Source organism: Streptomyces sp. NPDC044984 (genome assembly GCF_040646935.1).
GTDB lineage: Bacteria > Actinomycetota > Actinomycetes > Streptomycetales > Streptomycetaceae > Streptomyces.
In genome coordinates this window covers 1-13,816 of the sequence record NZ_JBEZBE010000073.1, presented here as the reverse complement: position 1 = coordinate 13,816, position 13,816 = coordinate 1, and the positions used below count along the sequence as shown (strand labels likewise).

General features: G+C 75.8%; 2 protein-coding genes. Both read right to left on the bottom strand.

Going from position 1 to position 13,816, the window contains the following annotated elements; translation table 11 throughout:
- Positions 1–4,291, bottom strand: a 4,291-nt coding sequence (locus AB0A94_RS37880; protein WP_361751478.1) for a beta-ketoacyl synthase N-terminal-like domain-containing protein, incomplete at its 3' end; no start/stop codon positions are given.
- Positions 4,292–4,345: 54 nt separating this feature from the next.
- The gene (locus AB0A94_RS37875; RefSeq protein WP_361751476.1) at positions 4,346–13,771 is read right to left on the bottom strand and encodes an SDR family NAD(P)-dependent oxidoreductase; all 9,426 of its coding nucleotides are present in this window, start codon (positions 13,769–13,771) and stop codon (positions 4,346–4,348) included.
- Between the last annotated feature and the right edge of the window lie 45 nt (positions 13,772–13,816).

The window sequence follows — 13,816 nt, the reverse complement described above, 5'->3', positions numbered from 1 at the left end:
CGTGCTCGACCACCAGATGCCGGGCCACCACACGGCCCAGACCACCCGTACCCCCCGTCACCAAAACCGTGCCCTCAACCCCATCCCACACGGACGCAGCCGAAGCACTCCCCTCGGAGGACACCCGCGCCAGACGAGGCACCAGCACCTCACCACCACGCACCGCGACCTCGACCTCGGCCTCACCCACCGCCAGCACCGCACCCAGCAGTTCGGCCGACAACACCACACCCGGCTCGACATCCAGCAGACCGAACCGGCCAGGATGCTCCGACGCGGCCGACCTCACCAGACCCCACACACCGGTCCCGGTCAGGTCGTCACCCGTGACCGCGCCCCGCGTCACGAACACCAGACGCGACTGCGCGCACCGCTCGTTCGCCAGCCACGACCGCACCAGCTCCAGCGCCCACGTGGTGACGTCGTGCACGGCGTCCACCACCGCGGCGTTCTCGCGCACGTCGGGCTGCGGTACGACGGCGAACACCGTCGCCGGTACCTCACCGGCCGTGAGGAGCGCGCCGATGTCGGTGTGGCGGGGCCCGGGCAGTGCGGTCCGGAGGTCGCCGGTGGTGGTGTCGAGGACGGCCGTGGAGGCGGTCTCGGCGCCGCTCGCCGGTGCGGCGGCGGGGGTCCACGTGAGGTGGAAGAGGGCGTCCCGGGTCGTGGTGTCGACGACGGTGCCGGAGGCGACGGCGCGCATCACCAGGTTCTCGATGGTGGCGACCGGTGCTCCGGTGGGGTCGGCGACGGCGACGGACGCGGACTCGTCGCCGGTCCGGGTCAGGCGGACGCGGACGGCCCGGGCGCCGGTGGCGTGCAGGGTGACGCCTTCCCAGGAGAACGGGACGACTCCCCGCGCGAGTCCGCCGAGGGCGGAAATCTGCACGGACGCGTCGAGCAGCGCCGGGTGCAGGCCGAAGCCGGCCGCGTCGCGCTCGGCGGATTCGGGGAGGGCGACCTCGGCGAACACGTCGTCGCCCCGGCGCCAGGCGGCGCGCAGGCCCTGGAAGAGGGGGCCGTACTCGTATCCGCCCTCGGCCATGCGCTCGTAGAGGCCCGTCAGGTCGACGGGCTCGGCGTCGGCAGGCGGCCAGACGGCGTTGTCGAAGGCGGCGGTGTCGAAAGTGGGAGCCGCACCCGGGGCGAGGACGCCGGTGGCGTGTTCGGTCCAGGGCCGGTCGTCCTCGCCCTCCGGCCGGGAGCGGGCGGTGAGGACCCTGCGGCCCGTGGTGTCGGCCGGGCCGACCTGGAGGTGCAGTTGGACGCCGCCCTGTTCGGGTAGGACGAGGGGGGCCGCCAGGGTGAGTTCCTCAACGCGGTCGCAGCCGACCTCGTCCCCGGCCCGCACCGCGAGTTCGACGAAGGCGGTGCCGGGCAGCAGGACGTTGCCCATGACGACGTGTTCGCCCAGCCACGGGTGGGTGCGCAGGGAGAGACGGGTGGTGAGGAGGAGGCCATCGGAGTCGGAGAACTCGACGGCCGCGCTGAGCAGGGGGTGGCCGGCCGAGCGCAGGCCGGCGGACTCGACGTCCCCGGAGGACGCGTCGGGCGTGGGCCAGTAGCGCTGGTGCTGGAAGGGATAGGTGGGGAGGTCGGTGAGCCGGGCGCCAGTTCCGGCGAGGTAGGCGGCCCAGTCGACCGTCTGGCCGTGGGCCGCGAGCCGGGCGAGGGCGGTGAGGGCCGTGGTCTCCTCCTCACGGTCCTTGCGCAGCAACGGTACGAGGAGGGCGTCGTCGCCGGCGCTCTCGCGGGCCATGCCGCTCAGCACACCGTCCGGACCCAGCTCGACGAACCGCGTGACACCCTGACCGACCAGGACACGGACACCGTCGTCGAAGCGCACGGCCTCACGGACATGGGTCACCCAGTACGCGGCGGAAGCGAGCTGTTCGTCACCGGCCAGCATGCCCGTCACGTTCGAGACCACGGGGATACGGGGCGCGGCGAACGACAGTCCCTCCACGACCGCGCGGAAGTCGTCCAGCATCGGCTCCATCAACGGCGAGTGGAAGGCGTGCGACACCCGCAGCCGGGACACACGACGCCCCAGCCCGCGGAACACCCCGGCAACCGCCTCCACAGCGGCCTCGGCACCCGAGACCACCACCGACGACGGGCCGTTGACGGCCGCGACCGACACCTCACCCGTCAGATGCGGCAGCACCTCCGCCTCCGCCGCCTCCACGGCGACCATGACACCACCGGCCGGCAGCGCCTGCATCAGCCGGCCACGCGCGGCCACCAACGCACACGCGTCCGCCAAAGAGAACACACCCGCCACATGCGCGGCCGCCACCTCACCGATCGAATGCCCGGCCACGAACTCCGGCCGCACACCCCACGACTCCACCAACCGGAACAACGCCACCTCGACCGCGAACAACCCCGCCTGCGCATAAGCGGTCCCGTTCAGCGCCTCGACGTCCTCACCCCACACGACCTCACGCAACGGCCGGTCGAGGTGCTCGTCCAGGCCCGCGCACACCGCGTCGAACGCCTCCGCGAACACCGGGAAACGGCCGTACAGTTCACGACCCATACCGAGCCGCTGCGCACCCTGACCCGAGAACAGGAAGGCGGTGGAGCCGCCCTGGGCGGTGCCTTCGAGGACGGCGGGGTGGGGTGCGGCGCCGGCGAGGGCGGTGAGGGCCTGGGCGGTGGTGTCGGGGTCGGTGGCGAGGACCACCGCGCGGTGCGGGAGCGGGGCGCGGCTGGTCGCCAGGGAGAGGGCGATGTCGGCGTGCCGGGGGCCGGCGGCCGAGGCGTTGACGTGCGCGAGGAGGCGTTCGGCCTGGGCGCGCAACGCGGCCTCGGAGCGGGCGGACAGCAGCCACGGGGTCACGGCGGGGTCGACGGCCGGGGCCCCCGTGCTCGTGCCGTCGGATTCCTCCGCTTCCTCGTGGAGGGGGGCCTGTTCCAGCAGGACGTGGGCGTTGGTGCCGCTGATGCCGAAGGCGGAGACGCCGGCGCGGCGGGGGTGTTCGGCGGTGGGCCAGTCGGTGGTCTCGGTGAGGAGTTCGACGGCGCCGGCGGTCCAGTCGACGTGGGAGGTGGGCGTGTCGACGTGCAGGATGCCGGGGAGGACTCCGTGGCGCATCGCCATGACCATCTTGATGACGCCCGCGACACCGGCCGCCGCCTGGGCGTGACCGATGTTGGACTTGACGGCGCCGAGGCGCAGCGGCCGGTCGGCGGGTCGGCCCTGGCCGTAGGTGGCGAGGAGGGCCTGGGCCTCGATGGGGTCGCCGAGGGTGGTGCCGGTGCCGTGGGCCTCGACGGCGTCGACCTGGTCGGGGGTGAGGCGGGCGTCGGCGAGGGCGGCCTCGATGACCCGGCGCTGGGAGGGGCCGTTGGGGGCGGTGAGGCGGCTGCTGGCGCCGTCCTGGTTGACGGCGGTGCCGCGGATGACGGCGAGGACCTGGTGGCCGTTGCGGCGGGCGTCGGAGAGCCGCTCCACGAGGAGGACGCCGACGCCCTCGCCCCAGGCGGTGCCGTCGGCGGCTTCGGCGAAGGGCTTGCAGCGGCCGTCGGGGGCGAGGCCGCGCTGGCGGGAGAACTCGGTGAACAGTTCGGTGGTCGGCATCATGGCGACGCCGCCGGCCAGGGCGAGGGAGCACTCGCCGGCGCGCAGGGCGCGAGTGGCGAGGTGGAGGGCGACGAGGGAGGAGGAGCAGGCGGTGTCGACGGTGACGGCCGGGCCCTCGAGGCCGAGGGTGTAGGAGATGCGGCCGGACAGGACGCTCATGGCGCCGCCGGTGAGGTTGTGGCCCTCGGTCTCCTCGGTGGTGCGGGCGAGGGAGCCGTAGTTGGTGTCGGCGCCGCCGACGAAGACGCCGGTGTCGGTGTTGCGGAGGGAGGCGGGGCTGATGCGGGCGCGTTCGACGGCCTCCCAGGCGGTCTCCAGCAGGAGCCGCTGCTGCGGGTCCATGGCGAGGGCTTCGCGGGGGGCGATGCCGAAGAGGTCGGCGTCGAAGTCGGCGGCGCCGTCGAGGAAGCCGCCCTCGCGGACGTAGCTCTTGCCGGGGGTGCCCGGGTCGGGGTCGTAGAGGGAGTCGAGGTCCCAGCCGCGGTCCTCGGGCAGCGGGCCGACGGCGTCGGTGCCGTCGGCGACAAGCCGCCACAGGTCCTCCGGGGAGCGGACGCCGCCGGGGAAGCGGCAGGCCATGCCGATGACGGCGATCGGCTCGCTCTGGCCGGCCTCGACGGACTCCAGCCGCTGACGGGTGCGACGCAGGTCTGCGGTGACCTTCTTGAGGTAGTCGCGGAGCTTGTCTTCGGAGCTTGCCATGGGGGTGGAATCCTCTGGTTCTGGCTGGAAGGACGCGGGGCCGGGCCGGGTGGGTCAGGCGAGGCCGAGTTCGTTGTCGATCAGGTCGAACATCTCGTCGTCCGTGGTGGTGTCGAGGTCGGTGTCGTCGCGCTCGCCGGTGGTCTCCGTGGTGGCGTCGAGCTTCCACTGGAGGGCCTGGAGGCGCTTGGCCAGGCGGGCCCGGTCCTGGTCGTCGAGTTCGGTGCCGTGCACGGCGGCTTCGAGGTCGGCCAGTTCGGCGAAGACGGGCTGGTCCGCGTCGCCGGATCCGGTGCCGTCGACGCCGAGTTCGTCCCGCAGGTGGCGGACGAGGGCGGCCGGGTCCGGGTGGTCGAAGATGAGGGTGGTGGGCAGGGTCAGGCCCGTCTCCGCGTTGAGCCGGTTGCGGAGTTCGACCGCGGTCAGGGAGGACATGCCGAGGTCGAGGAAGCCGCGCCCGGAGTCCAGGGCCTCGGCGGAGGCGTGGCCGAGGACGGCGGCGACGTGGCCGATGACCGTGCGGTGCAGCAGGGCCTGCTGCTGGGGGACGCTGAGCGCGGCGAGCCTGCGGCGGAAGTCCTGCGGTCCGCCCGTGGTCGCGGCGTCGGCGGCGCGGCGGGCGGCCGGGCGGGCGAGGGCCCGCAGCAGCGGGGGCACCTGGTCGGCGCGCAGGGCGCGCGGGTCGAGTCGTACGGGGACCAGGTGGGCGGTGTCCAGGGCGGTGGCCGCGTCGAGCAGGCCGAGGCCCTGGTCGGCGGTGAGGGGGCGGATGCCGGCCCGGTCCAGTCGGGCGAGGTCGGCCTCGTCTAGGGCGCCGGTGAGGTCGCTGCGGTCCTCCCAGAAGCCCCAGGCGAGGGAGACGGCGGTGAGGCCGCGGGCGCGCCGGTGCTGGGCGAGGGCGTCGAGGAAGGCGTTGGCGGCGGCGTAGTTGGCCTGGCCGGGGCCGCCCGCGAGGCCCGCGTAGGAGGAGAACAGCACGAACGCGGAGAGCTTGGTGTCGCGGGTGAGTTCGTGCAGGTTCCAGGCGGCGTCGGCCTTGGGCCGCAGGACGTGGTCGAGGCGTTCGGGGGTGAGGGTGTCGAGGAGGCCGTCGTCGAGGACGCCGGCCGCGTGCACCACGGCGGTCAGGGGGTGTTCGGCCGGTACGGCGGCGAGGGTCGCGGCGAGCTGGTCGCGGTCGGCGGCGTCGCAGGCGACGACGGAGACCTCGGCGCCGAGGTCGGTGAGTTCGTCGCGCAGGGCCGCGGCGCCGGGGGCGTCGGGGCCTCGGCGGCCGGTGAGCAGCAGGTGGCGCACGCCGTGCCGGGTGACGAGGTGGCGGGCGACGAGGGCGCCGAGGACACCGGTGCCGCCGGTGACGAGGACGGTGCCGGACGTCGTGTCGTCGCCCCACGGGGTGCTGTCCGCCGGGGTGGTGCCGTCGCGGTCGGCGCGGACCAGGCGGGGCACGGTGACGGTGCCGGAGCGCACGGCGAACTGGTGCTCGCCGGTGCGGCCGGCGGCGGCGACGGCGGCGAGCAGGGCGGTGGCCGAGGCGTCGGCGCGGTCATCCCCTGTGGGGTTCTGGGTGGCCGTGTCCGTGGCTGTGCCCGTGCCCGTGCCCGTGCCCGTGGCCGTGGTCGTGAGGCCGGCGGCCGGGAGGTCCGTGTTCGGGTCGAGGTCGGCGAGGAGGAAGCGGCCGGGGTGTTCGGTCTGGGCGGACCGCAGCAGGCCCCAGACGGTGGCGTCGGCGAGGGCCGGGACGCCGTCGTCGGGTCCGGTGGCGAGGGCGCCCTCGGTCACCACGAGGAGCCGGGTGGCCGTGTGACGCGGGTCGCTCAGCCAGGTGGTGGCCAGGTGCAGTGCCCGGTGGGCGGAGGTGCGGGCGGCGGCCGCGGTGTCCCGGGCGGCCGTGCCGGTGGTGCCGTTGTCCTGGGTGTGGGGGACGACGACCAGCGTCGGCTGTGCGGTGTCGCCGCTGTCGAGGGCGGCGGTGAGGTCGTCGAGGGTGGGGTGGACGTGGACGGTGGCGCCGGCGCGTTCGAGCGCGGCGGTGAGGCGTCCGGGGCTTCCGACGACCGCCCAGGGGCCGGTGAGGTCCGCGGGGTCGGTGTCGCCGGTCCACGGGGTCCACTCGACGCGGTGCAGGGCGTCGGGGGCGGTGGCGGCCGGGAGCCGGTCGGGGGTGGCCGGGCGGGTGGCGGCGGTGGCGGTGAGGACGGGGGCTCCGGTGCCGTCGTGGGCGTGGACCGTCCAGGTGTCGCCGTCGCCGGTCAGCCGCAGGCGCAGCCGGGTGGCGCCGGTGGCGTACGTGGTGACGTCCTGCCAGCGCTGCGGCAGGGCGGGCGCGGTGGCGTGCTCGGGGGTGGCGGCCAGGGCGAGGGCCGTCTGGAGCAGCGCCGGGTGGAGGCGGAACCGGCCGGCGTCGGCGCGGGCGTCCTCGGGGAGTTCCACGTCGGCGAGGAGGTCGGTGCCGTGCCGCCACACCGCGCGCAGGGTGCGGAAGGCGGCGCCGGTGTCCAGGCCGCTGCCGTCGAGGCGGTCGTGGGCCCGGTCGGGGTCGGCGGGGCGGGCGCCGGCGGGCGGCCAGGTGTCGGGTCCTGCCGGGGCGGGCGCCGGGTCGCCGGCGGTGAGGGTGCCGGTGGCGTTCAGGGTCCAGGGCACGTCGGTGCCGTCCGGGCCGGGGGTGCGGGAGTGGACGGTGAGGGTGCGCCGGCCCGGGTCGTCGCCGGTGCCCTCGGGGGCGGAGACGGTGATCTGGAGGTCGACGCGGCCCCGTTCGGGGACGGTGACCGGGGTGTGTTCGTCGAGGGTGGTGACGGTCGGGCTGCCGGTCTCGTCGCCGGCCCGTACCGCCCAGTCGAGCAGGGCGGTGGCGGGGACGACGGCGGTGCCGTGTACGCGGTGGGCGTCCAGCCAGGGCTGTGCGGCCAGCGACAGTCCGCCGCCGAGGACGGCGCCACCGTCGGCGAGCCGTACGACCGTGTCGAGTCCGGTCGGGTCCGCCTGGGCGCCGGTCGCCTCCAGCCAGTACCGCTCGCGCTGGAAAGCGTAGGTGGGCAGGTCCACGGGGCGGCCGTGGGCGACGGCGGGCCGCCAGTCGACGGGGACGCCGGCGACGTGGGCGGCGGCCAGCGCGGCCAGCACCCGGCCGGTACCGCCGTCGTCGCGGCGCAGGGAGCCGAGGGCGACCGCGTCGGCGCCGGCGGCGGTGACGGTGTCCTCGATGCCGACGGTGAGCACCGGGTGCGGGCTGCACTCGACGAACACGTCGTGGCCCTGGTCGAGGAGGGCGCGCAGGGACTCCTCCAGGCGGACGGTGCCGCGCAGGTTGCGGTGCCAGTAGGAGGCGTCCAGGTCGGTGCCGGGCAGCCAGCCGGCGGTGACGGTGGAGAAGAACGGGATGTCGCCCTCGCGGGGTGCGATGCCGTCCAGGGCGGCGGGCAGGGTCTCGGCGAGCCGGTCGACGTACGCGGAGTGGGAGGCGTAGTCGACGGGGATGCGGCGGGCGCGCACGCCCCGCTCCTCGCAGCCGGCGAGGAGGGTGTCGAGGCCGTCGGTGTCGCCGGAGACCACCACGGAGGAGGGTCCGTTGACGGCGGCGACCGACACGCCGGGCAGGTCGGCGACGAGCGCGGCGACCTCGTCGTGCGGGGCGGTGACGGCCACCATGCCGCCGTGACCGGAGAGTTCGCGGGCGATGGCGAGGCTGCGCACGGCGACGATCCGCGCGGCGTCCTCGAGGGACAGGGCGCCGCTGACGGCGGCGGCGGCGATCTCGCCCTGGGAGTGGCCGAGGACGGCGGCGGGCTTGAGGCCGTGGGCGCGCCACACCTCGGCGAGCGCGACCATCACCGCCCACAGCGCGGGCTGGGCGACGTCGACCCGGTCGAGGGAGGGCGCGCCGTCGGTGGCGCGCAGTACGTCGGTGAGGGACCAGTCGACGTGTGGGGCGAGGGCGTCGGCGCAGGCGGCGATCCGTGCGGCGAACACCGGTGAGGTGTCGAGGAGTTCGGCGCCCATGCCGGCCCACTGGGAGCCCTGGCCGGGGAAGACGAGGACGGCCCTGCGGTCGCGGCCGGCGCCCCGGCCGCCGCTGGTCACGGCGGGCGAGGGGGTGCCGTCGGCGAGGGCGGCGAGGGCGGCGCGGAAGTCGCCCGTGGTGGTGGCGACGACGACGGCCCGCTTCTCCAGGGTGGCCCGGCGGGTCACGAGGGACAGGGCGATGTCGGCGGGTGCGACGTCGGGGTGCGCGTCGAGGTGGGCGAGCAGGGCGCGGGCCTGGCCGCGCAGGGCGGCGTCGCTGCGGGCGGACAGGATCCAGGGCAGCGGGTGGCCGGCGCGGGCCCGAGGCGCGTCGTCGGCGTCGGTGTCCGTCTCGTCGGCGGACTCGGGGTCGGCCGGGGCCTGTTCGAGGATGACGTGGGCGTTGGTGCCGCTGATGCCGAAGGAGGACACGGCGGCGCGCGGGGGGCGGGGGGTGGCCGGTTCGGGCCATTCGGTGGCCTCGGCGAGGACGCTGACGGCGCCGGCGGACCAGTCGACGTGCGGGGTGGGGGCGTCGACGTGCAGGCTCTTGGGCAGCAGGCCGTGCCGCAGGGCGAGGACCATCTTGATGACGCCGGCCACGCCCGCGGCGGCCTGGGTGTGCCCGATGTTCGACTTGACGGAGCCGAGCAGCAGCGGCCGCCGCGGGTCGCGGTCCTGGCCGTAGGTGGCGAGGAGGGCCTGGGCCTCGATGGGGTCGCCGAGGCGGGTGCCGGTGCCGTGCGCCTCGACGGCGTCGACCTCGGCGGCGCTGACGCCCGCGTCGGCCAGGGCTTGGCGGATGACGCGCTGCTGGGCGGGCCCGTTGGGGGCGGTGAGGCCGTTGGAGGCGCCGTCCTGGTTGACGGCGGAGCCACGGATGACGGCGAGGACCTGGTGGCCGTTGCGGCGGGCGTCGGAGAGCCGCTCGACGAGGACCAGGCCGACGCCCTCGGAGAAGCCGGTGCCGTCGGCGGCGGCGGCGAACGACTTGCAGCGGCCGTCGGCGGCCAGGCCGCGCTGGCGGGAGAAGTCGACGATGATCTCCGGCGAGGACATCACGGTGACGCCGCCGGCCAGGGCCATGGTGCACTCGCCGCGGCGCAGCGCCTGGAGCGCCATGTGCAGGGCGACGAGGGAGGAGGAGCAGGCGGTGTCGACGGTGACGGCCGGGCCCTCCAGGCCGAGGGTGTAGGCGACGCGGCCGGAGACGATGCTGTTGGCGTTGCCGTTGTTGACGTAGCCGGCGATCTCGTCGGGGATGTGGGTGACGCGCTTGAGGTAGTCGCTGGAGGACAGGCCGGCGAAGACGCCGGTGCGGCTGCCGCGCACCGACCGGGGGTCGATGCCGGCGCGTTCGAACGTCTCCCAGGCGGTCTCGAGGAGCAGGCGCTGCTGCGGGTCCATGGCGAGGGCCTCGCGCGGGGAGATCCCGAAGAAGTCGGCGTCGAAGTCGGCGGCGTCGTGCAGGAAGCCGCCCTCGCGGGTGCGGGAGGTGACCTGGTCGCCGGGCAGGGCGTCGTAGAGGCCGTCGAGGTCCCAGCCGCGGTCGCCGGGGAACTCGGCGATGGCGTCGGCGCCGTCGGCGAGGAGCCGCCACAGGTCCTCCGGGGAGCGCACCCCGCCGGGGAGGCGGCAGGCCATGCCGACGATCGCGAACGGTTCGTCTCCCCCGGTGGCGGCCGGGAGGGGGGCCGGGGCGGCGGGCGTGGTGGCGGGGGCGCCGCCGGAGAGTTCGCCGTCGAGGTGGGCGGCGAGTTCGGCGAGGGTCGGGTGGTCGAAGACGAGGGTGGCGGGCAGCCGCAGCGCGGTGACGGCGTTGAGCCGGTTGCGCAGTTCGACGGCGGTCAGCGAGTCGAAGCCGAGGTCGCGGAAGGCGCGGCCGCCGTGCAGCTGGTCGGGGTCGGTGTGGCCGAGGACGGCGGCGGCATGGGTGGCGACGAGGTCGCGCAGCAGGGTGAGCCGGTCGTCGGCGGACAGGCCGGCCAGGCGCAGCCGCAGTCCGTCGGTGCCTTCGGCGGCGCCCGCCCGGGCGGTACGGCGGACCGGGCCCCGGTACAGGGCGCGCAGCAGGTGCGGGACCTCACCGTCGCCGGTGCGCAGCCGGCCGGTGTCGAGGCGGACGGGCACCAGGTGCGGGCGCTGTTCGGCGAGCGCGGCGTCGAACAGGGCCATGCCGTCGGCCGCGGACAGCGGCAGGACGCCGGAGCGGCGAACGCGGGCGAGGTCGGTGTCGTCGAGGTGGCCGGTCATGGCGCTGGCGTCGGCCCACAGGCCCCAGGACAGGGAGGTGGTGGGCAGGCCGTCGGCGCGGCGGCGGTGGGCGAGGGCGTCGAGGTAGGTGTTGGCGGCGGCGTAGTTGGCCTGTCCGGCGTTGCCGAAGACGCCGGCGCCGGCGGAGAAGAACACCAGGTCCGCGAGGTCGAGGTCGCGGGTGAGGCGGTGCAGGTGGCGGGCGGCGTCGACCTTGGGCGCGAGGACGGTGCGCAGCCGGTCGGGGGTGAGGTGTTCGAGGGCGCCGTCGTCGAGGACGCCGGCCGCGTGCACCACGGCGGTGAGCGGATGGTCGGCCGGTACGGCGGCGAGGGTCGCGGTGAGCTGGTCGGCGTCGGCGGCGTCGCAGGCGACGACGGAGACCTCGGCGCCGAGGGCGGTGAGTTCGTCGCGCAGGGCCGCGGCGCCGGGGGCGTCGGGGCCTCGGCGGCCGGTGAGCAGCAGGTGGCGCATGCCGTGCCGGGTGACGAGGTGGCGGGCGAGAATGCCGCCGATGGTGCCGGTGCCGCCGGTGATCAGGACGGTGCCGTCGGGGTTCCAGACGCGCGGCACGGTGAGGACGATCTTGCCGTAGTGCTTGGCCTGCGCCATGTGGCGGAAGGCGTCGCGGGCGTGGTGGACGTCCCAGGTGACGGTGGGCAACGGACGCAGGGAGCCGTCGGCGAAGAGCCGGGTGAGGTCGGCGAACATCTCCCGGATGCGGTCCTCGCCGGCCTCGCGCAGTTCGTACGCCCGGTAGAGGGCGACGCCGGGGTGGTCGCGGGTGACCTGGTCGGGGTCGCGGACGTCGGTCTTGCCCATTTCGACGAGGCGTCCGCCGGGAGCGAGCAGACGCAGCGAGGCGTCGACGAAGTCGCCGGCCAGCGAGTTCAGTACGACGTCGACGCCGCGTCCGCCGCTGGTCTCCCGGAACCGGTCCTCGAAGTCGAGGGTGCGGGAGGAGGCGAGGTGGTCGTCGGCCCAGCCCTCGGCGCGCAGCAGGCGCCGCTTGTGGTCGCCGGCGGTGCCGTAGACCTCGGCGCCCCAGTGGCGGGCGAGCTGGGCGGCGGCCATGCCGACGCCGCCGGCGGCGGCGTGGACGAGGACGGACTCGCCGGCGGTGAGGCCGGCGAGGTCGCGCAGGCCGTAGTAGGCGGTGAGGAAGGCGACGGGGACGGACGCGGCCTGGGCGAAGGTCCAGCCGTCGGGCACGGGGGCGACCATGCGGGCGTCGGCGACAGCGTGGGTGCCGAAACCGCCGGTGACCAGGCCCATGACGCGGTCGCCGGGGGCGAGGCCGGTGACGCCGGGGCCGGTGGCGGTGACGACGCCGGCGGCTTCGGCGCCCAGGAGGACGGCGGGGCCGGGGTACATGCCGAGGGTGTTGAGGACGTCGCGGAAGTTGAGTCCGGCGGCGCGGACCTCGATGAGGACGTGTCCGGGCGCGGGCTCGTCGGTGACCTCGGGGCAGGGCACCAGTTCGAGCTGGTCGACGGAGCCCTTGACCGGGATGTCCAGGCGCCAGGCGGCGGCGCCGTCGGGCGCGGTCAGGGTGTCGGCGGTGCGGGGGCGGGCCAGCCGGAGCGCGTGGGCGGTGCCCTGGCGCAGGGCGAGCTGCGGTTCGCCGGTGGCGAGCGCGGCGGGCAGGGCCTGCCAGGAGTCGTCGTGGACGTCGAGGTCGGCGAGGACGAGGCGGCCGGGGTGCTGGGACTGCGCGGAGCGCACCAGTCCCCAGACGGCGGCGCCGGTCAGGTCGTGCGCGGGGTCGCCGGGTCCGGTGGCGACGGCGCCGCGGGTGACCACGACGAGCGGGATCTCCGCGGTGCGGTCGTCGGCGAGCCAGTCGTTGACGGTGGTCAGGACCTCTGCGAGGACGGTGTCCGGAGCGGCCGGGGTGTCGTCGCCGGTGCGGGCGGCGGCCGGCGCGTTCTGTCCGGCGAACAGCAACACGGCGGTGGGGTGTCGCCCGGCGGCGGCGTCGAGAGCCGTGACGTCGGCGAGGACGGGCAGTGACCTGCCGCCGCTGCCGTCGAGGGCGGTGACGGGTGTGTCCGGGGTGCCGAGCACGGCCCAGCCGGTCGCGTCGGCGGGGGCGGCGGCGGGCGTGAGGGGGGTCCAGTCGAGGTGGAACAGCCAGTCGCGGGCGGCCCGTGCGGACGGGTCGAGGGTCTCGGCGGCCACCTCGCGGACGGCCAGCGCGTCGATGACGGCGACGGGCGCGCCGCTCGGGTCGGTCAGGTGGACGGTGACGGTGTCCTCGCCGGCCGGGGAGATCCGTACGCGCAGCGCGGTGGCGCCGGTGGCGTACAGGGAGACGCCGGACCAGGCGAAGGGGACGACGGTGCGGTCGTCGCCGCCGGGGGCGAGCCCGGCGGCGTGCAGGGCGGCGTCGAGCAGGGCGGGGTGGATGCCGAACCGGGCGGCGTCGCCGCGCACCTGGTCGGGCAGGACGACCTCGGCGAACACGTCGTCGCCGCGCCGCCAGGTGGCGCGGACGCCCTGGAAGACGGGGCCGTACTCGTAGCCGCGGCCGGCGAGCAGGTCGTAGAAGCCGTCGGCGGCCAGGGCGGTGGCGCCGGGCGGCGGCCAGGCGGTGAAGTCCTCGGGCCGCGCCACGGCGGGGGCGCCGGGCTCGGCGAGGGTGCCCTGGGCGCGCAGGGTCCACAGGTCCTCGGTGTCGCCGTCGGGTCCGGTGGCCCGGGTGTGGACGGTGACGGGGCGGCGGCCGGAGTCGTCGGCGTCGCCGATGCCGATCTGGACCTGGACCTCGCCGCGTTCCTGGAGGACGACGGGGGCCTGGAGGGTCAGTTCGTCGACGCTGCCGACGCCGAGGACGTCACCGGCTCGGATGACGGACTCGACGAGTGCGGTGCCGGGGACGATGACGGTGCCGGAGACGGCGTGGTCGGCGAGCCAGGGCTGGCTGCGCAGGGACCAGCGGGCGGTGGCGACGAGTCCGTCGCCACCGGCCAGTTCGACCGAGGCGCCGAGCAGGGGGTGGTCGGGGGACTCCAGTCCGGCGGAGGTGACGTCGCCGGCGGAGTCGGCGAAGCGGGGCCAGTAGTGCTGCCGCTGGAAGGGGTAGGTGGGGAGGTCGACGCGGCGGGGGCGGGTCCCGTCGTAGAAGACGTCCCAGTCGACGTCCGCGCCGTACGCCCACGCCTCACCGAGCGACAGCGTGAACCGCTCCCAGCCGCCCTCGTCACGCCGCAGCGTCCCCACCACACCAGCGGCGACACCCGCGTCCTCGATCGTCTCACGCACCCC